Origin of the sequence: Sedimentibacter acidaminivorans, assembly GCF_017873955.1 — a bacterium.
GTDB lineage: Bacteria > Bacillota > Clostridia > Tissierellales > Sedimentibacteraceae > Sedimentibacter > Sedimentibacter acidaminivorans.
Window position 1 is genome coordinate 18451 of sequence record NZ_JAGGKS010000009.1, and the last position, 24334, is coordinate 42784.

A 24334-nucleotide genomic window follows, 5' to 3' on the forward strand; every position below is an offset into this window, starting at 1 on the left:
CGGAATCCAAGGCCTCTATTCAATCTCAAAATATTTTTTAACTTCTTGCAGATTGGTTTTTCCAATGAGAAGATAGGGCTGGTCTATACTTTTTTTGCTTCTTATTCGTTGTATATCCTGTACAAAAATACAGCCGCCTCAGCACGTGTGGAATAAGCAAGTGGGTTTAGCTTATCCCCTGATCCGGAAATTAAGCCTTCCTTAACCATGGTTGCTAGGCTTTCTATAGCATATGCGAAAATGTCTCTTTTATCACTGAATTCATCTAGCACGGTGGTATCACTTGTGGTAACTAAGTCTTGGTAATTCTCTAGGGCCCTTGCTGTCATCACTATCATATCTTGTCTAGAGATATTTCCCTTGGGATTAAAAAGGTTGTTTCCAATCCCTTCTGCAATACCGATTTTTTTAGCAATGCCCATAGCTTCATAATAGTAATCACTCGGTTTAATATCATCAAAGTTACTGTCAAAATCTGATGTTAAGCCTAGCGTCTTGATCAATAGCACCAGATAATCAGCTCTGGTAATATTTTCTACTGGAGAGTAGGTTGTTGTAGAAGTTCCGTTAATGATGCCTTTAGAGGCCATGATTTCTATAGATTTCCTTGCCCACTCCACACCGCTCAAGTCGCTGAAGGTTTTTTTAACATAAGCTACGGCATAGTAACTGAAATGGGTGGTCGTAAAGGTCACTGTACCGGTTGCAGGGTCATAACGCCCATTTGGTATGGAAACTGCATTCCCTTGACCGTCGATATACCATATGACGATATGTTCTGGGGCAAGCAACTCCATGGCTGTAGGTGTATAGGGTATTGATACTGATACAGGTGCCTCAGGGTTATTCCATCGGGCTTGTTCCCCGTTTAGGTTAAATGTAAGCTGCACTAAAGGCCTGTCATCAATAGCTTCTCTTTCTTCATCAGAGAGAGTAGATTTATTACCCTGTCCTATGGTGATGCTAAGTTTCTTTCCCTCTACTCCTGGAATGTTTGAAAACATATTATCAGGTATAGTGATACTTCCTACATCGGTAGAGAAAGTCAATGCGCTTTGCCCATGAGAAGTAGATTCGGCAACAGTTGGAAATTTCAAGGTGTAGTCAGTCACATTAGGGATAGAAGGCATAGTTATTACGGTTATCCCATCGTCGTCGAACACGTTGTTTGCCAGAGTTTCCATATCTACCGCAGAGCTACCAGTATTTAAATTTACACTGACTGGCAGCGTGGTTTCTGGTGTATCGGCTCTTGAAACAACTGCCTGATAGGCAGGTGTAGGATGGGAAGTACTGGTTCCTCCACTGGAACCAGTCACTGTAATTGGCGCGGTGGTTGTATTACTACCATATCCCGCCACTACTTGAAGTACTCCTGGCGAGACATCAGGAACCTTAAATGTATCGGAATAGCCTCCGTCACTATTTGATAATATGGAATTCAAATAAACGATACTGCCACTTGATTCCAAAACTTTTATAGTTATCCATATCTCTGGGTCTGCAGTTCCTGAAACTGTCACTTCATCCCCTGGATAAGCACTGTCCGGAGTTGCTATTACGCTGACATCTGCTGCAAAAACTAAACAAGGCGTCATTAATGACAAAGATATAATAATGCATATAAATATACTAAACGTTTTACTACCGAGCTTATTCAGTGTTTTTATCATCATTTTTCACTCATCTCCTTTCAATGTGACTATAGTATTTCTGGATTTGTTTCTGAATTATTGGTTAAATCATCTACTATAAAGGCTTTGATAATATCCCCCTCTTTTACATTAAATGCAGCTTTTGCTCGATTTACCGTATCAAAATCTGCCTCTGTTGCATTTATCCCTATCTGCTGCCCATTTCTTAAATGTACAAACACACATACCTCATTGCCACCGTGTCCTGTAACAGGAGCTATGGCTACAGAAAAATATTTAAACCCTGTTATTCCTTCATTGACAGTCATCATAGGTATGCCGTCATCTGTATATCCCCTTGTATAGGCTGAATCTTCATCTAGCTGGATAATATACGCGCCGTTTCCGCAGCCTAAATTAACGTTTAATGTTAAAGTTTTGCTCACCTCACTGCCATTGGTATCGGTTACCTTGACTTCTATCGTATAATTGCCTTCACTTAAAAATGTTCCTGTTATTTCTCCAGTTATTTCACTTAGGATAAGTTCTGTAGGAAGCCCTGTTGCTGTCCAGGTATAAGGCAATGTTCCCCCTTCTGCACTTAAGGTTGCCTGATAGGTTCCTCCTACAATGCCTATGGGCAAGGTTTCATTATTGATTGTTAATGCTTCTTTTCTTGTAACGGTGATGGTATAAGTCTTGGTACTTTCACCGTCTTTTCCTGTTACTACTATGTCAATGGCATTTTCTCCTACATCAAGACTAACTGGTTGGGATGGCTCCCCTCCGTTTACTCTGACCGTTGCATCACCATCCATCAGCGTTGGACTTATGCTAATAGCTTCAGTGTTATAGGGAACAGTGGCTGTATACGCTGTAGTAGCCAGATTAAAAGTTAGACTTAATGTCCCTTCACTTAAGGTTATATCACTAAGATTCACATCACCCGTTCCTCGATTGACTGTTACTGTATAGGTTTTAGTAGAAGCATCCTGAGCAACCACCATAACATCAATAGGATTTTCTCCAACTTCCACTGTTATTGCACTGCTGGTTGTAACACTTCCGTCTATAAGCACTAATGCTTTATTGTCTGATGGTATGGCACTTATATCAATCGTCTCCGTGTCATTGCCTGCGTTGACATAGTACTCCGTAGTATCCTTATCAAAGCTAAGATTTCCTTCGCTTAGGGTTAAGCTGCTTAAATCTGCATTGTCCACCGTCCCATTGATAGAGAGAATATACGCCTTTTGGCTAACGCCATCAGAAGCTGTGACCACAACGGGAATTAAATTCGCTCCCTGTTCAAGATAAACCGTTTTGGCCACGCTGTCAGCTGCCGTGTCCCCGGCAATGGTCAGGGTAGCCCCGGCATCTGCCAACTGGGCTGTGACGTCTATGCTGTCTATGTTTGGAACGGCTTCCACTTGGTAGACCACGGTGTTTTTGTCAAAGGCCGGGCTCAAACTACCAGCGCTTACTGTCAGGTCGACCAGGTCGATGGAGAAAGTCTGGTTAATAGTCAGGGTAAAGTCTTTCTCATCAGTTTTACCGTTTACATCGGTGACGGTAACCCTTACATTGAAGTTGCCCGTGTCTTCCGGGGTACCGCTGATCTCGCCGGTTGATTGGGCAATGGAAAGCCCTGCCGGCAGTCCGTTAGCACTCCACGTATAGGACCCGGTTCCGTCCAGGGCTGTTAAAGCCCCATTGTAGTACGGTGTCCCGATAATCCCGGTGGGCAAGCTGACACTATCGCTTACAATATTAGGATTCATAAATGTAATACTTTCGCTTACTGGGGTATTAGCATATTTGGTGTGGTGCGGTTCGCTGTATTTCTCATTCCAAAACCTGAGCGTATAGCTGTTATCACTTAGGGCCACCGGCAGGTTAAAAGTAGCCGTGCCGCTTTCGTTGTCCGCCGTCAGATTCTTGATGACGCCCCGGTAGGTATTGCTGCCGCTGGTTAGCTCTACACCAAGATAATTACTGTCGCCTGTGAAGGCGTCGCTGTAATTAACGGTGATTGCGCTGCCGCTGGTTCTGCTGCCGGCGTTCACATCACCGATGGTCAGTGTTTGGCTGCTATCAGCCATGGTTAATTTCATATCACCGGTGATTGGCGTTACTGCTGAAAGATTGCTCTCTACCGTCGCAGATGCGCCGCCTACCGCGTCAGATACGAAGATGACAGATGACAGATTTAATTTAAAAGCGGGGCGAATACCGTAGCTGAAGGTCACACTGCGGCCCCTCGAGTCGACATCGCCATTGCCGTCGACAAGGAGGACTGCACTGCTGCTGCCATAGCCAGGCGACCGCAACCACCAGCGACCCCTCCCTTCACGGTCTGCCTTTCCACCAGGGAAATAGGTGGGATTATTCGCCTCATCTGTTGAAAGTAGGAATGCCTTTTCACCAGCCGGATATCGAAAATTGGCTTTTTCCTCCGTTGTAAAGGAATCTTGAAATTCACCATTGAGCCAGTTGTATACATCAGAATTTTCATAATCGTTGGAATTATTATCAAATGCCCTCCAATCCACAGAATCATCCGCCAGCAGCAACAGTTCGCTGCTACTTTTATCCAGTATGCGCCACTTAATGGGGCTGCCGTTATATTTCCCATAATAGATATGCTGGTAGGTTGAAGCAACACCGGTATTTCCCTCCGGCCCTTTTAAATCGCTGGACGTTCCCGCCTCTACCGTCTCTGCCCATGCCTCCGTGGGCAGTAGACCCATGACCATGATGGCCGCCATCAAGAGCGACAGGATTTTGCGTTTTACTTTTGCTTTCATGATTCTCCTCCTCTATTTCGAAAAAATTATCTCATATTTATATATATAAATAATAGCGTGTGATTTTTATTTTGTCACAAAAAAACAGTGAACAGCTTTTATTTTAAGGTAAACGTCATAGATTAAAGTAGTGAACGTCATTAAGCACAAAAAAACTAAGCAAATAATTCATGCTTAGTCTTTTTTGTAGGCTCTTTTTAAACCCTTATTTCATATAGTTTTATGTCTCAATAAAGATGTTTATTCCATATCTAAATATTGCTTTACTTCTTGTATGTTACTTCTGCCAACAGGCACCTTTATATCTTCATAATCTAGTAGTAATTCATAAGTACTACCTAGTATTCTTTTTATCCTATATATATATTCCATGTTTACAATATAGCTTCTATGACACCTTAAAAATCCAACCTCTAATAGTTCGTTTTGCCAAAATTGTAGTTTTTCTTTAGATGTAACTTTCTCTTTTTTTGTCACCAGTATGGTTTTAGAGTCTAATGATTCAATATATAAAATATCTTTTATTTTTATAAAAGTTGTACTATCTCTTCCTTTTACACTTATCTTTTCTGGCAGTTGAGTTTTACCTTTAATGACTTTGATTTGATTATCTCTTGAGCCTTTTATTCTATCTATAGCTGTTATAAGTTTTTCTTTTCTTATAGGTTTTAACAAGTAGTGTGCTGCACCTATATCAAAAGCATCAATCGCATATTGTTTATATGCTGTTATAAATATTATGCTTATATTGCTATCTATTTTCTTTATTCTTTTAGCAAGCTCAACCCCGGTAATCTCAGGCATTTCTATATCCAAAAATGCTATATCTATATTCATATCAACTATATTTACAAGAGCTTGTATACCATCAGTATAAGTAGCAATGACTTCTATTTCATCTATACTCTCTATTGAAAATTCAAGTTCACTTATAAGTGCTTGCTCATCATCAACAATTATGCATCTTAACATTTTTTCCCTCCTACTGGTATTTTTATGGTAATACAAGTTCCTTGGTTTTTACTACTTTTGATCATTAAATCCGTATCATAATAAAGTTTAAGCCTTTTGCTAGTATTATTTATACCTACGCCTGTACTCTCTTGTTTTAGTAATTTAAACAGTGTATCTTCGTCTATACCTTTACCATTATCTTTTACCTGTAAAGATATATAATTATCCATCTTCTTGACTAAAATCTGAATTTTTACGCCTTTAATATTATCCTTCAATCCATGCTTTACTGCATTTTCTACAAGGGGTTGAAATATTAAGCAGGGTACTGTTATATCAATATTGTCATCAATATCATAAACTACTTCTAGCCTATCCCCAAACCGTACTTTTTCGATGGTTAGGTAAGATTTAATTAACTCGATTTCCTCTTTTAAAGCTATTTGCATATTTTCACTATCATAGTCAAACTTTCCTCTTAGATATGTGCTTAAATCCAATAGTAATTCTCTTGCCACATTGGGTTCTTGTCTACAATACGTTATGATTGTATTGATTGTATTAAATAAAAAATGTGGTTGTATCTGTGCATGTAAAAAATTAAGCTCTGAATTAAATATACTTAACTGATATTCTTTTGTATTTTGGGATAATACATAGGCAAATATTAGTAAATATATGAAATAAGTATAGGCATTTATTTCTCCTATTTTAGAATAAAATACCCCACTTCCTCTTAATATGTCATGGAAAGCACCAAAATACATTATAAAGCTACCTATACATAGAAGAACAGCTCTTTTTCTCTTCTTAACAACAGCTTTTACAAGTATATAACTTGAATATACCAGCATTATAAAAAATGAACCATCATAAAAAGCATCTTTAGAAGAATATACTGGTATATCTGTAAAAATAATAAAAATAGAAAAGATAATTGCAATGATCGTAAATATCTTGCTAATATGTTTCAAACGTTCTTCTTTGAACAAGCTTTCTGATATTAACATTAAAAATACACCACCCCATATATAACTTATATAATATAAGCTGGATGATACCATATAAATCAAACCTTCAGTATTATTAATCACGAGTAAGTTTTTTGTTACTATAACTCTCGTTATAGCAATCAAACATCCAATGGAAAAATACAGATTGTACTTCTCTTCTTTGTATGAAAAAAACAGATATAAAAAGTAGATAAAAATGGTCGTATATACACCTATTGAAAAATAGTCCATATTAGTTAGCATAATCATATCCTTTTGAATTTTCTTATTTATAGTGTATATCATTGTCTTGTCGATAGTCAATAAAATATACATGAACAACGCATTATTGACGCTCATCTGTATCGTTTTAGTGGGTGAATGGAATTTTGATTAAGTCATTCACTACTTTTGATTACGGTAAATTCTTACGATACTGTTTCAAAATAGTTTATATGCACCAAGTACTAAATCACTATAAACACTTACTATTGTTGTTTAAATCTTTTTCAGGTGCATTTAAACGCTTTTGATTAAACTTCTCATATTCTTTTTCAGCCAGTTCCTTAGCTACTTCATGAGAAATAGAACCTGCACCAGTAAGTATGTCTCTCTCATTAAATTTTAGGAAGGCATTCAATTTTTCTTCCCAATCCTTCATATACATAGGGTTACGTCTTTCAGCTTGATCTTCTGCATAATCTAGGTACATGGTTACAATTCTATTCAGTGATTTTATTTCTTTTTCCGTCAAATAATTCTTAGCAACGGTAATATCCCCTTTACGCACCTTATCACCCTTCCAAGTAGTAAGCCCCATATCGTCCTTTGAGGCATCGGCTCTTTGTTCAATGAGTTCTGCTGCTGTATGTCCATGAATGGCAAAACGAAGCTTGTTTTGCACCGTTGCAAAGAACTTTTTAGCTTCTTCTGATTTTCCATCATAATCTATAGATAGGGCATAGATATCCGTGATTTTCTTATAAAATCTTTTTTCTGATGCTCTAATATCACGTATACGCTCTAAAAGCTCATCAAAGTAATCATCACCGATATTACGCATACCTTTAAGGCGTTCATCATCCATGGTAAAGCCTTTGACTAAATACTCATTTAATCTTTCCGTTGCCCATCGTCTAAATTGGGTGCCTCTACTAGATCGTACACGGTAGCCTACGGCAATAATCATTTCAAGATTATAATGGCGTGAATTTCTCTGAACCGTTCTATTTCCTTCAGTTTGAACTTGTAAGTAATTCTTACAAGTTGAATTTTCCTCTAATTCACCTTCTTCATAAATGTTTTTTATATGAAGTGTTATATTTTGAGGCGTTGTTTGATAAAGCTCGGCAATGGCTTTTTGTGTCATCCACACTGTTTCATTTTCAAGCCTAACATCAATTTTTGTTTTACCGTCTTCCAATTGGTAAATAAGAATATCTGTTTTATTCTCCACATTATCCCCCCTTTCAATAATTTATTAATCAATTCGTCAGACACTGTCTGACGTTTTTAAGTGAACTATCCGGTAAATTCCGGATAGTTCATCTATGTTCCCAATTATTATTTTAATTTTACCACAGTGGTTACAACTTAACCACATAAACCTCGCTTCATTTTGTATTTTCTTTCCAACTCAGCTTTAATCTTGATGAATTCTTTTTCTGAAATCATCTTTTCATCAAGCAGGCTGGAAAGCATGGCTAACTGTATTTGAGTTTTAGTTGTTCATTTTCATGCTCCATTGTTTAACTCCTTTTTGCACCTCTACTTATAAGCCGATTTTTCTAGGGGTCTGGTCTATTCATTTTTCATTTTAATTTTTGCCCCTCACTATTAAGCCGAAAAATCATAGGGGGTGTACGAAAAAAAGTATAAAAAAATCCCCCTATCTATAAGCCGAAAATAGATAGGGAGGTGCCGAAATTATTTTATTTTTAATCTCCGTTAATTATCTGTGTTCATTAATCATTAATGAGTTTTGATTCGACCAATAAATTCTTGATGGCCTGTGCTGCTTCTGCATAGGTCAGATTTGATTTTGGTGAAATTGTTGTAGCCGTAGTTCCGTTAAAAACATGTGCTGACAATACTTCTTTCACATATGATTCTGCCCAAGGACTTACAGTTTCAAAGTCTTTATAATTCTGATAAAGATTTGAATCATCTCCAGTAATCTTTGTCATCTTCATGGCTCTTTGGTACATGGTCATGGCTTCTTCTCTGCTTATAGATGCATTTGGTCTAAATGTACCATCTGTATAGCCAGATACTATTTCATATTCATTGGCTATTAATATAGCTAAAGTCCTATCTCCACTAGAAGTCACATCTTTGAACTTATTCTCATAAATAGAGTCTTCTCTGTAAATTCCCAAAGCCCTAACAAGATATTCTGCGAAATCTGCTCTTGTTATGGCTTTATTGGGCTCAAATTTTTCAGGTTCAAAAATTACAAGTCTTGAGGCCATGTCATTTACCGATTCTTTCGACCAGTGGTTTTCTACTGACTCTACAATAACCTGGTTCCAGATAATCGAATAATTAGAATTTGTTAGAGAGTTTAGGGATGCAAACCACTTGCCATCTTTTTGGTACACTGTTGTAGGTACATGACTATAAGTACCGTCTTGGTTAAATACAACACCTGTTGTAACAGTTTTCGGGTCTACACCTTCCGGTATTTCCATAACTCTTTGAACATAATTGTTAAACTTACTGATAAACACTTCTCCAGTTGTACCATCCGCTTTTGTAGTCTTTGCAACAACCTCAAAAGATACTGGTGGAAAAACAATCTCTGAACCATTTGCTTTTGCGACGTCATTAAACTTCTCAACAACCGCTTCATCTAATGTAGTTATTTGAACTTCTAATTTAATATCTACCAAGTTACTTTCTAAAACATCAAGATTTTTAGCGACAGAACTAATAGCGAATTCCTCTGCTGGAATCACATATTCAACCATATCTCGTTTAACAGAAACATTAAAACTGTTGTTTTCTAACTTTTTGATAATGTCACCTGTAAGTTCAACTTTAGCAATATCTGAAGTCGTATCTGTAACCGGCACTTGAATAGAATTTATAGCACCAGTTTTATTATTTTTAATTACTTCATCTACTTTGTCTTCTACGGTTTTATTATCTACCGTGATTGTAACGATAGATTGACCGTTCTCAGATGTTTTTGTTTCTTTTCCTGCGTTTTGTTCTTCACCATTGACGATAACAATAACTGGTTCATCTTTGGGTGGTTGCGGTGTTACTGGTTCATTAGAAGAACTACCACTGCTACTACCTCCACCTGAAGAACCTCCACTGTTAGGTGGTGTGTAATTAGGTATATCCATTTTAAGGGGATTACTTACATTTCCAACATCATCTTTTACAAGAATATAAATATCTTTTGCGCCTGCAGTTAATCCCGTTGGATTTGCAATTGTTGTCTCTGCTGTTGTACAAGTAATTCCTGCGCCAGTCGTATTAATTATTGGAGCTGTTGCCCCGTCTGCTACCACTTCATAGTAATAAGTCCCTGTTTCGTCTGATGTAAACTTAACGGTTCCTGTTGTATTACTTGTTCTACTTATAGCACCCGATGTTAAGATTGGTGATGTAATGTCTATTTGAACTTCCTTTGTCCACGCACCCGTTTGGGTTCCTGTATAGGTCCCTATTCCACCAAGTCCATAAGCGCTTCTAAAGTTATTGTTATCCGTATGAAGTAAAGAATCATCTAAATTTGTATCAGACCTCTCCATTGTTATTGAAGTGAGGTTGTTGTTAAAAAATGTGCTTTCACCAATATCTTCTACACTATTAGGTATTGTGATTGACGTTAGTAGGTTGTCATCAAATGCGTTATAACCAATAACCGCAACCGATTCAGATATTACTATTGCTTCAAGTTTATTGCTTTTGAATGCCATATTACCTATATTAGTCACAGAATTAGGAAGTGCTACCGAGGTTAAATCGCTACCCTGGAAAGCTAAAGTTCCTATAGTAGTGATACCACTTTCTATAAACACATTTGTTATACCTAAATTAATTAATTTTTCTTTGTTCTCATCAATATTAAAATGAGCCATCTCCCCCGTTCCACTAAGAGTCAATACGTTACCATTAACATTTTCTGTAATATTATCACCCCAGGTTATTCCTGTGGATACAGGTGGTACTGTCTTAGTCCAAGAACCATCTATATACTCATAAGTTCCAGCTACTTTACTTTCGCTAATATAAAAATCTTCAAATCCTATGTTAGAGCCCATTGTAGACTCAACATTTTCATGCTCTTCATCAACTCTATTTATTGTAACATCTTGACCTATTGTTATGCTCGTCAATTCATTAGCCGTAAATGCATAACTATCTATCGTAGTAACCGAGTCTGGTATCGTTACTGATGTTAACTGATTATCCGCGAATACTGCTACGCCTAAACTAGTAACTGAGTTTGATATTGTCACCGTGTTTAACTTATTAGTTAAGAATGCCTCTGCACCTATAGTAGTAACCGAGTTTGGTATTGTTACTGAAGTTAAAGCGCTATCTACGAATGCACCTTCACCTATAGTAGTAACTGAGTCCGGAATCGTTATTGATGTTAACTTATTATCACGAAATGAATAGGCACCAATAGTAATAACTGAATCTCCTATTGTAGCTGAGGTTAAGTCGTCATTGCTATTAAATGCATAATCACCTATCGAAGTAACTGAGTTTGGTATTGTTACTGATGTTAACTTATTATTATGGAATGAATATTCGCCAATAGTAGTAACTGAATCTGGTATTTCTACTGATGTTAATTCATTATCATAAAATACATAATCACCTATTGAAGTTACTGAAGTTCCTATTGTTACAGAGGTTAAATCATTATATGAGAATGCATAATTGCCTATTGAAATAATTCCATTTCCAATTACTACTTCTTTAATTCCGTGAATTGATGTTAACTCATCATTATCACCACCAACAAAATCATTCATCGGACCGGTCCCACTTAAAGTTAACACGTTGCCGTCGATACTCTCTGTAATGTTGTCGCCCCAGGTTACTCCTGTGGTTGGTTTAACTACTAATAAATCTAATGCTGCTTGAATTTTAACTACTTCAGCATCTAATTCTTCTTGAGTATTTTCACTAGTTAAAGTTAAATTAACCGCACTCATTGAAGTAGTGTATGCACCCCAACTCTCTGAAGTATACTCTGTTTCTTCTAAAGCATTTGCTTCCGCTACTTTAGCATCGTAAGCTGTTGTGTCTACTGCACCTTCTTTTGTCCAAGAACCATTCGCATACTCATAAGTTCCAGCTGCGTTAGCTACACTGTCGTAGTAAATTTTAAATGAATTCGCATACACCCCTAAAGAACTGCTTGTTATCACCACCGAGTCTGAGATTGTAATACTTGATAAATGGCTACCATAAAATGCGCTAGCACTAATACTCTCCATACTATCAGGTAGAATTATGCTAGTTAGATTATTGCTGTAAAAAGCTCCAGTTTCAATGTGCGTTACACTATCGCCAAATGTCACACTGGTTAAATTGTTATCGAAAAAAGCACCAGCACCAATACTCGTAATTCCATCAGGTATTACTACACTGGTTAAATCACTATAAGCAAAAGCATTAGCTCCAATACTAGTTGCACTAGCAGGGATTACTACACTAATTAAATTATTGGTATGAAAAGCATTATTCCCTATAGTTGTAATACCATTACCAATAACAACCTCTTTAATGCCTAAATCTTTTAAAACTGATTTGTTATCGTTGCTACCGAAGTCATTCATCGGACCTGTACCAATTAGGGTTAAGGTATTACCACTAACACTTTCTGTAATGTCAGCTCCCCAGTTTATTCCTGTGTTTACTGGTGGTGCTACCTTGTATACCATAACTTCTTTTGTATTTGGTGTAAAATTAAATCCTGCTTTAGAAAACTCAAGTGTCACATTATCCCCGCTAGCTATAGTTATATTAGATATAGCAAATGAATATCCTTTCGTTCCATTAGTAGTTATAGAATCTAACGTCGCTCCTGTAAGGGTAACGTCAGTCATTGTTAGACCTATTTCCGTATTGTCAGTGTCAAATAGTACTACAATATCATCTGTTGTCATTATACCAGGTATACCGTTGCAGGAAATACTGCCAATAGTTACTTCCTTCACAGGTGTATCTGCGTATATCACCACAGGTATGCTTGTGACTAGTAATACTAATACTAATACTAAGGTATTAATTTTCCTCATTTTATTCTCCTTCTTTCGTGACCTATGCCACCTTTTCTGATTTAAATCAATTATGATTTTTTTGCACATATTAAATAAAATTACAATGTCCTTCAATTTACATATAATTATTCCTGCCATCCACTAACTTAAATTCTACTCTATCACAGAAAAGTCATTTGTGCGGATTTTGGGGTAATTGCACTTATTTTAGGGGTAATTGCCTTTTTTTATAAAAAAACGACTGAAAGTAATTACTAACAGTCGCTTCAATGTATTTAATTATAGATAGGCTTAATTTCCATTGAGTACAATTTGAGTGATAAATTTGCCCTTCGTTACGGAGAATCCCGCCGTACCATCGTAATATTCGGCAGTGTAAAGGATGCTCTTGGTACCTGTTCCACCGATTGTTTTTTGTGTTAAAGGTAGGTCACCATCAAAGGTGATGTCTGATAGACAGGTATTGACCACCTTAACCCGTAAACGGTGATCAAAATATTTAATGGTCACGCTGATTTCTTTTGCATGATCCTCTGGAAGACGAAGGCATCCTTCTAGAGCATTTTCTAAAACATTACCAAGGACACATGTAAGATCAATATTATCAATGCCAATATTTTCTGGAATATTTACTTGGAACTCAGTTTTTATGTTTTCACTCTCTGCTTTATTGGCATAAAAATTCAAAATACTATTGGCAATAGGATTCAAACAAAATGTATTGGCATGATGGCCATCTAACCCCTCATCAAAACTGATAATATAAGTCCTTAGTTTATCCATATCGCCACTTTGCATAAGTCCCATAATCACAGCATTATGGTGGTGCATATCATGTCTTTGCTGAAAAGCTAGTGCTGCAGCGGACTTTTGTCTAGCTAATTCTGATTCCCACAATTTTTCCTGTTGGGCCATAAGTAATTGACGTTTTTCAAGTGCGTACTTTTCAACAATGGCACTTGCCTGTATATACAGAAGATAGTATACGGCTAAAAACAACAGATAAACGGTCAAAATAATGAATCTGGACCAATTATCACGATTCCAATACCAATAAGGCGTAGGATAATAGAGGATCATAATTTGAATGATTAAAAAAATTAGAGGTACTAAGGTAGCTGCTCGCCATTCCTTATCTAAAGTCTCTACAAGCCTTCTAAAACGTCTTCTTATGAATTTATATAAGAGAGTGGAAATAATGACATATATCAACAATCGAATCAAAATAAGTTCAGCGACAAAAGCACTACCCGCCACATGGCTAGCCAAACTGTCACCAACATAACCAATGGCTACATATATGTTAACAAAAGTAAGAAAACTAAAAAGTGATACAAAAAAAGGGTCGTCTGAACAAATCAAAAACCAAGAAAGCTCTATTCCCAGAATAAATAAGATGGCAATACTGCTTACAAAATTAGTACCCTGCATAAAAATTAAATAAGAAAGAATGCATATGCCACACAACATCACTGTAAATCCAGTTATAATTCGTCTTTTGACCGGCTTTTTGAAAAGCATAAGAGAAGACGACATGAGGGTAAAACCAATAACGGATTGAAAAAAAGAAATAAAAAGTAACACATTGTACAACATATTCGCTTCCTCCTTTCTTTATTCTAGCCTAGCATAAAATGATGCAAAAAAACTTTTTTGGGGTATTTGCCATCTATTTTGGGGCATTTGCCTTTATTTATACCTCTGTAGACATTTGAAAACTAAGAAACGCTTCTTTAAGTTTTTTATAAGCACGATAAGGATAAGTTAAGTGTTCTCCTGAATCAAAAATGATGGTATCCTTCCTGATCTGTCGAATATGTTTCAAATTCAAATTTATAGAAACACCACATCTTACGAAAAATTTTGCCGGTAATAACAGGTCAAAAAGTTCAGTTGCTGTCATACGCACCATAATTTTCTCCCCTGTGATTGTATGAATGGTCTGGTAATTATTTCTACCCGTTTCAGTATAAACAACATCTCTTAAAAAAATCCGCACAATCCCCTCAGATGTTTTGAGTGTAATCATGTGACGACGTTCAACCTTTAATCGTTTTAAAACCTTGTCTAAAGCCGAGATAATATTACTTTCTGTATAGGGTTTAATGAGATAGTTTGCAGCATCCACTTCAAAAGCATCAATCGCGTGATCTCTGGAGCTGGTAACAAATATAATTTCTCCCTTGTCATCAATCTGGCGCAGTTCACGTGCAGCATCTGTACCAAGCATACCCGCCATGTAAACATCTAATAGAAATATGTCAAAACTCCCGTTCTTCTCCACGTAAGACAACAACTCTAAGGGCGCAGAAAAAGTAACTATTTGAATATCATATTGCGGTTTTTTTTGTATGTACTTCGCAAGAAAATCATGAGCACGCTCAAGTTCCTGCAGCTCATCATCACAGATTGCAATTTTGATCATAAATACACCTTCACTTCGTTAATTTCTTATATCCCTACATTTCACATCCAAAAGCCAAGCCTAACGATAATTTCATCTTTTAGTTCCTTATTGCGATAATTCGCAATATCCGTCTTAAACATAAAAAGCTTGGTTTTTAGCGGTATATGGGCAGATATGATTAGTCTTTTTTGTATAGTGCTACTATAGTCTCCACATGCGGTGTCATTGGAAACATATCTACACATTGTACCTTTTCAACTTTGTACCCACTATTTAAAAAGAACGGCAAGTCTTTTTCTAAAGATGTTGGTTTACATGAAATGTATATAAATGTGTCCGGTTTATAGTCTATAATTTTCTGTATTGCTTTTGGATGTATTCCTTCTCTTGGTGGATCTAGTACTATTATATCCGGTTTGTCATTTAGTTCATCAATTTTTGCTAATACATCTCCAGCAATGAATGTGCAGTTGTCTAGATTATTAAGTTTTGCATTTTCATTTGCTTTTTCTACTGCTTCTTCAACTATTTCTATACCTATAACTTTTTTTGCTGTTGGTGCTAAAATTTGACCTATTGTTCCTGTTCCTGAGTATAAGTCAAATATTGTTTTATCCTTTGTTCCTCCTATGAAATCTCTTACTATTGAATATAATTTTTCTGCTCCTAGTGAGTTTGTTTGGAAAAAAGAATATGATGAAATATTGAAATGAAGCCCTAGTAGTTCTTCGACTATTTTATCTTCTCCATATAAAACTTTCATCTCATCAGCTCTTGCTACATCTGCTACCCCATCGTATTTTGAATGAGCTATGCATTTTACTATTCCTTTTAGGTTCATACTCATTATTAAATCTACGAATTCTTTTTCATTTAATATACTTTGAGTAGTTGTAACTAAATTTATGAGTATTTCTTCTGTTTTTACTGTTTTTCTAACAATTAAATAACGTAAAAAACCTATATTTGTTGTTTTATGGTAGAAAGTTTGGCTATTTCCTTGGAAATAGTCTAATATTGTACATAATATTTGTCTAAAATCCTCGTCTACTATAGAACATTCACCTGTATTTATTATGCTGTGAAAGCTATTACTTTTATGCATTCCTAGTGATAGTGGCCCGTCTTTTATTTCATCACCAAAAGAAAATTCCATCTTATTTCTATACTCTGTTTTTTTAGGGCTTTCTACAATTGGTAGAAATTCGTAATCATTTGTCAAAACATTGCCTAATATTGATTTGACCTGATTTGATTTTATTTCAAGCTGTTTTTCATAAGGGACATTTTGATATGAACAACCGCCACAATCATAAAAATGCTTACAGTTCGAATCTTGCTCATATTCTGCTTTTTCAATTACTTCTAATGTCCTTGCTTCTATAACGCCATGTCTTATTTTTGATATTCTTGCACTGATTTTTTGACATGGCAATCCACCTTTGACTACTACTTTTTTGCCATTATATGTTGATACACCCTTATTTGGAAATTTTATATCATCTATATTAACTTCAATTATATCGCCTTTTTTCATTTGTTCTCCTGTTTTGATTGATTTTATATTTAACACGCATTTCCATGCTTCGTTTACAATTTTAATATGATAAAACTCATTGTAAAAATTTTTATATTTCAACTTCTACTGGTGCAGCTGTTAAATCTTCTATGACTAAAGATTCTTCTCCACCTGTATCTTTTGTGATTTTATTAATATTTATCTTTACATATTTTGCATAGCCGATTGCTGCAGTAGTTCCATCTTCTAGAATGATTTCTCCCGTTCCTTCAAATAACAATCTGGAGTTCCTTGTAATCCTTCCTACTGCCTTAACAGGTTTGTCTAATGGAACTGGTTTTTTGTATTTGATATTAAGTTCTACAGTTACTCCCCATGCATCAGGTTCTGTAATCATAATTGCTCTACCAATTATTTCGTCTAATATTGCTGATATTACTCCACCGTGCATTCTGTCTGGATAGCTTTGATGTACACTTGAAGGGGTTGAAAACGACATAAGTTCACCATTTTCAAGTTCATAAAATTTAGTATTTAATGAATCTTTATTTTCTATTCCACAAACAAAACAGTCTTTGCTTACATGTTGTTTTTTATTTACTTTATATTTCATTTAATATACCTCTTCTATGTTTATTGAAATTTGTTAGTATTTATTTGATGTTAATATAATACATTAATCTTGTTTATTAGTCAATAAATAGGAAGTTATTAAGAATGAATAAGAAAATCGACACAAACAATATATTACTCATTGCTTATGTCGAACTATTAAATCTAGTTTATATAATTAGTAGTCTTTCTACCATTAAGTTTATTGCTTTTTTTATGTTTTCATTTAGCCTTATATTTGAAAAATCCCCTACATAATGCAAAATACCGTATGCCGGAAGGCTTACTCCTTGTAACAAATTTGAAGGAACTGGAATTGACACCATACCCATATGTTGAGCAAATATATTCATTGTATTTAAACACATATCTCCCCCACCTTCTGGATTGGCAGATGTGGAAAATGCAAAAAATTTCTTACCCCAAAGTTTAGCTTCTGGCCAACATGGTGAAAATGAATCCATAAATGATTTCATTGCTCCTGAAACATTCCCATAATAAGTTGGTGAACCCATAACTATTATATCACTATCAAGTACTTTTTCTACATTTGCCACTTCTATATTCATTATTTCATCTTTATACTGACCTGCTATTGGAAATTGTTCTGAAAGACTCTCAAAATTTGAATCCTCTACCCGATAAATACTAACATCTGCACCATTATTTTTAAATTGTTCATAAAAGTTTTTTGCAATTAGATAATTATTTCCACAAACACTATGAAATATTATTGATACCTTTTTATTTGACATTTTTTAATACTCCTTTTTATCATTACAATTTAAATGGTTTTCTTTTTCATCATCAGAGAATAAATCGCTCAGATAGTTTTCAACTTCTATCGCATTTTCTAGTTTTAAAGTGTTCTCTGCTATTTGTTCCATATCTTTTTTATTTAACCCTCTTATTATATACCTTGAATTCAATATTGATGGTGAATTCATACTAAACTCATCTAAACCCATACCTAAAAATACTGGTATTAATTTTGGGTCTCCTGCGGCTTCACCGCACATTCCGACCCACTTTCCAGCTTCATGAGCATTTTTGATTATACTGGAAATTAGTCTCAGCAATGCTGGATGGTATTGACTATAAAGATGTGATAATTTTGAATTCATCCTGTCAACAGCCATTGTATATTGTATTAAATCATTTGTACCTATACTAAAAAAATCAACTTCCCTTGCTAATAAATCTGATATTATTGCGGCTGATGGAATTTCTATCATTATCCCTATTTGTATATTTTCTTTAAATGCTATACCCATTTTCTTAAGTTCTTTTTTTTCTTCTTCAAGAATTCTTTTAGCATCTTTTAACTCTTTCATCGTAGATATCATTGGAAACATAATTTTTGCATTACCAAAAACACTTGCTCTTAGTATTGCTTTAAGCTGTGTTCTAAATATTTCTGTGTCACCTAGGCAAAGACGAATAGCTCTATACCCTAAGAATGGGTTCATCTCCTTAGGAATTTTTAAATATGGAACTTCCTTGTCTCCTCCAATGTCTAAAGTTCTAATTATTACTGGTTTATCCCCCATACATTCTAAAACTTCTTTATATTCCTGAAATTGTTCTTCTTCAGAAGGTTTACAGTTTCTATTCATAAAAATAAATTCACTTCTAAATAGTCCGATTCCTTCTGTATCATTTTTCAATGCAAGTTCAACATCTTTAGGTGATCCTATATTTGATAAAAGTTCAATTTTATAGCCGTCTTTAGTAATAGTAGGAAGTCCTACTTGTTTCCTAAGCTCTTTATTTATTTTCATTTCTATTTGCTTTTTTTTCATGTAATATTTAGCTTGTTTTTCACATGGGTTTATCATTACTTTCCCTGATTTTCCATCACAAACTACAATATCACTATCTTTAACTTTTTCTAAAATACCTTCTATACCAACAACTGTTGGTATTCCCATTATTCTGGCCATAATAGCAGCATGAGAAGTTTTCCCGCCTGTTTCTGTAATCATAGCTGAAACTTTTGATTTATCAAGCAGAGCAGTATCGGAAGGAGTTAAGTCCTTTGCAATTACTATTGAGTTTTCATCCATTTTATCATAATCAGTTACATTAATGCCTAATAGAATCCTCAATATTCTTGACATAATATCTTTTATGTCCTCAGACCTTTCTCTTAAGTACTCATCTTTAATACTTTCAAACATCTTAATATACGAATTTGCTATTTCATTTAAAGCATATTCCGCATTAACATGTTCATTGTTAATTTTCATTTCAACTTCTGAAATAAAAGCTTCATCTTCAAGTATCATCTCATGTGCTCTAAAAATTTGCGCCTCTTTTTCCCCCATATTTTTAAGAGTCTTCATGTATATTTCTTCTATTTCAAGTCGACAAACCTCCAAAGAATTTTTAAATCTTTTTACTTCAGAATCAGTATCATTTACTTTAATCATCTCAACATCTAGAGCTTTTTTTTGAATTATAAAAGCCTTGCCTATTCCAATACCTTGAGATACTCCTAAACCTTTCATAAATTCACAACCTTTCAGCCTTTATAATTTTTGATTCATCGTGTAGTAAATTATATGTCTGTAATGTAGAAATACTGGTTATTAATTATTATAATTGCTTTTATTCAATGCTTTCTCCTTTTGAAGTATACTAATAGAAATGAAAAAATTATGAGAGCTCATCTACATAAGCTTATTTTGAATATATATTACATTTTAACGTAATGTGTATTGAACAAGTACACTCAATTTATATTTTATACAATTATATTACTAAAAGTTGTTAACTGTCAATGAAAAAATATTGAAATATCAACAAAACTTATGGTAATGTTTTCACGATTGTCGAGCTATATTGTTAATTTTTTTACAACTATCGTATATAAAATCGGTACTTTTAACCATATCACTACTTTTTTATTGACAGCCACCTGATTAGTGATATTATGTTAATATAATATAAAAAATGTCGAATTCTTAGATATTATCTAGAAAGGAAATATTATGAAAAAAATTATTAGTTTAATATTATGCTTTACTATATTTTCTGCTATACACCAAACTTCATTGACTTTTGCAGCAGATACTCAGTGGTGGGATGATATTTCTACCGAATCAGAAAACCCATTAATTAAGGTCAATAAAGAAGGTTTATGGGGTTATATTGATAAAACTGGAAAGATAGTTGTAAACACATATTGGAATAATCTTTGGCCATTTAGTGAAGGACGTTCTTTATTCACTAAATATAATATGTATGGATTTTTAGATGAGTCGGGTAAAATTATTATTGCTCCAGATTGGGAACATGCAGAAAGTTTCTCTAACGGACTTGCTCTAGTTAGATTAAATAACAAATATGGTTTCATTGATAAATCTGGTAAAACAGTAATTAAGCTTGATTACGATTATGCAGATAGCTTTTCAGATGGACTTGCTATAGTATCTGTTAATAAAAAATATGGATTCATTGACGAAAAAGGTGATTATGTAATTGAACCTACTTTTGATAGTGCTGAGTCATTTGTTGATGGATTATCAGTTGTTGGAAAGAATAAAAAATATGGAGTTATCGATAAATCTGGTAAAGTTATTGTGGATTTAATTTGGGATAACATAGAACCATTTTATGAAAATTATGCCTCTATAGTTAAGGATGGAAAGGTTGGTTTCATTGATAAAACTGGCAAAGTTATAGCTCAACCTATTTGGGATGATGCCGTAACCTTTAATCAAGGTCTTGCCTTAGTTAGCAAAAATAACTTATGGGGATTTATCAATAATAGTGGTAGAGAAATTATAAAACCTCAATTTGATTATGCTAGTTTGTTTATAAATGATATTGCTATTGTTAGAAAAGATGGAAAGTATGGATTTATAAATAAAGTTGGTGTTTCCTTAAGTGAAATTAAATGGGACAGCTTGTATAATTTCTCTGAAGGGTTAGCTGCTGTTGAACTTGACAATAAATACGGTTATATAGATACTAGCGGAAGTATTGTGTGTCAACCTAAATTCGAAAATGCTAGTAGCTTTTCTGAAAGATTAGCTGCTGTTGAAATTGACGGTAAATGGGGTTATATAGATAAAAATGGTACTTTAATAATTAAACCAATTTGGGATTACGCTGGTAAGTTTAAAAATGGTCTTGCTGTTGTAAAAGAAGGTGATAAATATTCCTTCATTAATACAAATGGTGATTTTGCTTTTCTTCCGCTTTATATAAGTGATGAAATGAAGGCTATTGGAACTCTAGGTCTAATGATTGGTGATGGCAATGGACTAACACCTGAGTACAGTACTAAAACATCAACTAGACTTCAAGCAGCAATAATGGTCTTAAGGATTAAGAATCTTGAGAGCAAGGCAAGCGCATTTACTGGAACAAGTAACTTTAATGATGCAAATCTACAAACTTGGACTATAGGAAGAAATATCATGGGATATTTAAAAGCAAATAAGAATGTTGGTTTCATAGGTGATGAAAATGGTAATTTTAACCCAAATGACATCCTTACTGAAAAACAATATACAAAGGTCATGCTTGAAATGCTGGGTTACAAAACTAATGTAGATTTTACTTGGGACAATGTGGAGGAGTTTGCTAAAGGCATAGGAATAGAACCATTAAATTCAACTAAATTTACTAATAATGATTTAGCTAAAGCAACTTTTAAGTTTTTAAATGCAAAGACGAAATCAGGTGAAAGATTAATTGAACAGTTAATCAGAACAGGTGAAGTAAAAAAAGATAACGCTGTAATATCTGGGCTAGTGAAATAAACTCATAACAAAAGCAAAGCAGACAAGTTCATAAGAACTTGCCTGCTTTATTTACATATGCTTTTACTTAGTTATTAGGCATTTCAACCATTTTTATTTGAGTGTTATTTTTATTAAACGCTTTTTTATAACAAATAATTCCAATTGGCAACCATATCAATATAAAAATAACCATTTCAAGAATATTAGGAACAACAGTTTTAAAATCCATACCTTTCATTAATACTTCCTGAACAATTTTAGCATAATTAATCAAAGGCCAACAAGCCCTAATAATAATTTCTAGTATTTTTGGCATTTGGTCAACAGGCCATACACATCCGCTAGAAACAAAAGTCGGAAGAGACAACATAAATGAAAACTGGGAATATTTTACTCTAACCTTTGTCATTGAAGAAATCAAAAGTGACGGCCCTGTAAGTGCAATAACAAAAAACACAGTCATAACTATAACTGTACCTATGTTTCCAACTATAGGTACATGAAATAGATTTATAAGAATAAACATACACATAGCCACCGAAGGCAATATTCCCACGAAACAAGAGCTTACCGCAGCAAGCACTTTTTGTGTAACATTGCCACTAGATAGGTATTCACTATGTCTAATAAAAGTTGATCCCATTGCCGAAAGCATTAGTTGTTGCATAAATACTGCTAAAAAGCAGGTAATCAGGTAATTCATATAGGTCATTTTGGGGTCAAAAAGAATTCTCTCACCAATATTATAAGTAAGTGCAATGTTCTGAGCCATCTGTGGTGACAAATCTTTACCTTGAATTAACTTCATCTCTATTCCTGCGGATATTGATTGAGTAATTAATGTTGCTTGTGCAATTGCATTGTTTGCAACAACAATATTTGTGCCGTCAGTAATTGCTAATATCTGCGAAGACTGATACGTAGTAACCTTACTCTCAAACCCATTGGGAATAAAAATACCCATTTGTGCTTTACCATCATCTATAAGGTTTTGAAGTTCTTGCCTTGAAGATGGATAATTTGTAATTTCAAAACGCTCATTTGTTAAAAAATAGTTGCTAACAAGATGACTCAGACTTGAACCATCCTCGTCTAAAATAGCAATAGGTATGTCATTCACATAATCATTGTAATAAACTCCCCCAAAGTATAGCGTCAGGAAAATTGGTCCTATAAAAAGAAGAATCATCATTCCCCTATTTTTAAATATCGAGAGGAATTCCCTTTTGAAGGTCTCTATGAAAATCATCGTCCATCAGCTCCTTATCGTCGATTTCTTTTTCTGCAATAACCATAACTACCTCTGTCAGAATCAATACTATTATTCCAAATATAAATAGATATAAAACATCATTGGTAAGCTGTTGTACTGATATTCCTTTTAAATATACAGCTCTAATATTATTGGCATAATGAGTAAATGGAATGTATTTGGCAAAGCTTTGATACCCCGAAGGCATTGATATAAGCGGCCATGTTGTTCCTGCTGTAATAGAGTTTGGAATAAATACAATTGCTCCTGCAGTTAAAGCAATAATCCTATTTTTAATCAATGTTGATATTAATATACAAAAAGCTGATACTGAAAAGCATAGTCCAATAGATAAAACCAAAACGCTTAACAAACTTCCTCTAAAAGGTACCTGGAATAAACTAACTTGTAGGATAATGCAAATAATATAACTTAAGCTACCACATAAAGTATAGAATAAAACCTTACCCGTCGCATATCCCAATCTTTTCGTCTCATCTACTTTAAATATATTCTGATTAATAGATATAGTAGCTACAAGCGCTAATGCTGCCTGTATATATCCTGCTAATAAAACGGGAGCTAAAAAATCCTTAAAACTTTTCGAAGGATTATAAAGCATCCTATTATTGAACTGAAAAGCCTGAGTAATGTTATATGCCTGTTTATATGATATACCAAGTCTTGTAGTTAACTGTTGTATCGTGGCACCTGCCTTATATGTTAAGAGAATCTCTGTAGCTTTTGCTTTGGCTGTACTTGTAATTGACATATTACTTCCATCATAAATCATCGATAACGTTGGTGATTTCAACGCTGCAATATCATTGTAGAAGTTCTTTGGTATAATTAACCCCATACGAGCTTTACTATTTTTCATTAATTTTTCTAGTTCCTGCTCATTATCAAGATAGTATGTTACATTAAAAGTCTCATTCTTATCAAATGTTTCTACAAGCTGCCTGCTAAAATTTGAATTATCGTAATTAATTACTGCTATTGGAATATCAGTTATAACGCCTTTGGATAATTCCACACCAAGTAAAATTACACAAAGTATTGGCAAAACAAATAGTATAAGCAAATTCATTTTATTTGTTAAAAATATTACGCATTCTTCTTTAATGCTTTTTATAAACATATCTTCAC

At 34.5% G+C, this 24334-nt stretch carries 16 protein-coding genes; 1 reads left to right on the forward strand and 15 read right to left on the reverse strand.

Annotation, left to right across the window (positions count from 1 at the left end; all coding sequences use genetic code 11):
• Window positions 1-101 precede the first annotated feature (101 nt).
• The 13 genes from J2Z76_RS13690 to ptsP all read right to left on the reverse strand — a co-directional run bounded on the left by J2Z76_RS13690 (window position 102) and on the right by ptsP (window position 19689).
• The gene (locus tag J2Z76_RS13690; RefSeq protein WP_209512639.1) at window positions 102-1676 is read right to left on the reverse strand and encodes an S-layer homology domain-containing protein; all 1575 of its coding nucleotides are present in this window, start codon (window positions 1674-1676) and stop codon (window positions 102-104) included.
• A 26-nt stretch (window positions 1677-1702) separates the two neighbouring features.
• The gene (locus J2Z76_RS13695; RefSeq protein ID WP_209512640.1) at window positions 1703-4441 is read right to left on the reverse strand and encodes a cadherin-like beta sandwich domain-containing protein; all 2739 of its coding nucleotides are present in this window, start codon (window positions 4439-4441) and stop codon (window positions 1703-1705) included.
• Window positions 4442-4681: 240 nt separating this feature from the next.
• Entirely contained in the window at window positions 4682-5413 is a 732-nt protein-coding gene (locus J2Z76_RS13700) for a LytR/AlgR family response regulator transcription factor (RefSeq protein ID WP_209512641.1), read from the reverse strand.
• Entirely contained in the window at window positions 5407-6747 is a 1341-nt protein-coding gene (locus J2Z76_RS13705) for a sensor histidine kinase (protein ID WP_342455053.1), read from the reverse strand. Before J2Z76_RS13705 ends, J2Z76_RS13700 begins: the two co-directional genes overlap by 7 nt.
• A gap of 115 nt (window positions 6748-6862) precedes the next feature.
• On the reverse strand, window positions 6863-7843 hold the full coding sequence (locus tag J2Z76_RS13710) for a virulence RhuM family protein (protein ID WP_209512643.1): 981 nt from the start codon (window positions 7841-7843) through the stop codon (window positions 6863-6865).
• Window positions 7844-7980: 137 nt separating this feature from the next.
• Complete coding sequence (locus tag J2Z76_RS17015; RefSeq protein WP_342455054.1) at window positions 7981-8088, reverse strand: SHOCT domain-containing protein; 108 nt, start codon at window positions 8086-8088, stop codon at window positions 7981-7983.
• 263 nt (window positions 8089-8351) lie between these two features.
• On the reverse strand, window positions 8352-12659 hold the full coding sequence (locus J2Z76_RS13715) for a leucine-rich repeat protein (protein WP_209512644.1): 4308 nt from the start codon (window positions 12657-12659) through the stop codon (window positions 8352-8354).
• Window positions 12660-12932: 273 nt separating this feature from the next.
• Window positions 12933-14237, reverse strand: coding sequence for a sensor histidine kinase (locus tag J2Z76_RS13720; RefSeq protein WP_209512645.1), 1305 nt, complete (start codon window positions 14235-14237; stop codon window positions 12933-12935).
• Window positions 14238-14334: 97 nt separating this feature from the next.
• On the reverse strand, window positions 14335-15066 hold the full coding sequence (locus J2Z76_RS13725; protein WP_209512646.1) for a LytR/AlgR family response regulator transcription factor: 732 nt from the start codon (window positions 15064-15066) through the stop codon (window positions 14335-14337).
• Between the two features lie 160 nt (window positions 15067-15226).
• Window positions 15227-16585 (reverse strand): 23S rRNA (uracil(1939)-C(5))-methyltransferase RlmD, encoded by a 1359-nt coding sequence (rlmD, locus tag J2Z76_RS13730; RefSeq protein WP_209512647.1) that lies wholly within the window; start codon window positions 16583-16585, stop codon window positions 15227-15229.
• 91 nt (window positions 16586-16676) lie between these two features.
• Window positions 16677-17180, reverse strand: a complete 504-nt coding sequence (locus J2Z76_RS13735; protein WP_209512648.1) for a PaaI family thioesterase — start codon at window positions 17178-17180, stop codon at window positions 16677-16679.
• Between the two features lie 169 nt (window positions 17181-17349).
• The gene (locus tag J2Z76_RS13740) at window positions 17350-17934 is read right to left on the reverse strand and encodes a flavodoxin family protein (RefSeq protein ID WP_209512649.1); all 585 of its coding nucleotides are present in this window, start codon (window positions 17932-17934) and stop codon (window positions 17350-17352) included.
• Window positions 17935-17937: 3 nt separating this feature from the next.
• Window positions 17938-19689 carry a phosphoenolpyruvate--protein phosphotransferase gene (gene ptsP / locus J2Z76_RS13745; protein WP_209512650.1) on the reverse strand — a complete coding sequence of 584 codons (1752 nt, stop codon included), beginning with the start codon at window positions 19687-19689 and terminating at the stop codon, window positions 17938-17940.
• 483 nt (window positions 19690-20172) lie between these two features.
• Here ptsP and J2Z76_RS13750 point away from each other — a divergent pair, with 483 nt between their 5' ends.
• Complete coding sequence (locus J2Z76_RS13750) at window positions 20173-21951, forward strand: WG repeat-containing protein (protein ID WP_209512651.1); 1779 nt, start codon at window positions 20173-20175, stop codon at window positions 21949-21951.
• A 67-nt stretch (window positions 21952-22018) separates the two neighbouring features.
• Here the strand turns inward: J2Z76_RS13750 and J2Z76_RS13755 are convergent, their stop codons facing one another.
• Window positions 22019-23182 carry an ABC transporter permease gene (locus J2Z76_RS13755; protein ID WP_209512652.1) on the reverse strand — a complete coding sequence of 388 codons (1164 nt, stop codon included), beginning with the start codon at window positions 23180-23182 and terminating at the stop codon, window positions 22019-22021.
• Window positions 23136-24326, reverse strand: a complete 1191-nt coding sequence (locus J2Z76_RS13760; protein WP_209512653.1) for an ABC transporter permease — start codon at window positions 24324-24326, stop codon at window positions 23136-23138. Before J2Z76_RS13760 ends, J2Z76_RS13755 begins: the two co-directional genes overlap by 47 nt.
• Between the last annotated feature and the right edge of the window lie 8 nt (window positions 24327-24334).

What these genes read in the sequence shown, in the direction of transcription:
- J2Z76_RS13750 (WP_209512651.1), top strand. Translation starts at nt 20,173, where the DNA reads ATGAAAAAAATTATTAGTTTAATATTATGCTTTACTATATTTTCTGCT.
- J2Z76_RS13760 (WP_209512653.1), bottom strand. Translation starts at nt 24,326, where the DNA reads ATGTTTATAAAAAGCATTAAAGAAGAATGCGTAATATTTTTAACAAAT.
- J2Z76_RS13715 (WP_209512644.1), bottom strand. Translation starts at nt 12,659, where the DNA reads ATGAGGAAAATTAATACCTTAGTATTAGTATTAGTATTACTAGTCACA.
- J2Z76_RS13755 (WP_209512652.1), bottom strand. Translation starts at nt 23,182, where the DNA reads ATGATTTTCATAGAGACCTTCAAAAGGGAATTCCTCTCGATATTTAAA.
- J2Z76_RS13695 (WP_209512640.1), bottom strand. Translation starts at nt 4,441, where the DNA reads ATGAAAGCAAAAGTAAAACGCAAAATCCTGTCGCTCTTGATGGCGGCC.
- ptsP (WP_209512650.1), bottom strand. Translation starts at nt 19,689, where the DNA reads ATGAAAGGTTTAGGAGTATCTCAAGGTATTGGAATAGGCAAGGCTTTT.
- J2Z76_RS13705 (WP_342455053.1), bottom strand. Translation starts at nt 6,747, where the DNA reads ATGAGCGTCAATAATGCGTTGTTCATGTATATTTTATTGACTATCGAC.
- J2Z76_RS13725 (WP_209512646.1), bottom strand. Translation starts at nt 15,066, where the DNA reads ATGATCAAAATTGCAATCTGTGATGATGAGCTGCAGGAACTTGAGCGT.
- J2Z76_RS13735 (WP_209512648.1), bottom strand. Translation starts at nt 17,180, where the DNA reads ATGAAATATAAAGTAAATAAAAAACAACATGTAAGCAAAGACTGTTTT.
- J2Z76_RS13690 (WP_209512639.1), bottom strand. Translation starts at nt 1,676, where the DNA reads ATGATGATAAAAACACTGAATAAGCTCGGTAGTAAAACGTTTAGTATA.
- J2Z76_RS17015 (WP_342455054.1), bottom strand. Translation starts at nt 8,088, where the DNA reads ATGCTTTCCAGCCTGCTTGATGAAAAGATGATTTCAGAAAAAGAATTC.
- rlmD (WP_209512647.1), bottom strand. Translation starts at nt 16,585, where the DNA reads ATGAAAAAAGGCGATATAATTGAAGTTAATATAGATGATATAAAATTT.
- J2Z76_RS13700 (WP_209512641.1), bottom strand. Translation starts at nt 5,413, where the DNA reads ATGTTAAGATGCATAATTGTTGATGATGAGCAAGCACTTATAAGTGAA.
- J2Z76_RS13740 (WP_209512649.1), bottom strand. Translation starts at nt 17,934, where the DNA reads ATGTCAAATAAAAAGGTATCAATAATATTTCATAGTGTTTGTGGAAAT.
- J2Z76_RS13720 (WP_209512645.1), bottom strand. Translation starts at nt 14,237, where the DNA reads ATGTTGTACAATGTGTTACTTTTTATTTCTTTTTTTCAATCCGTTATT.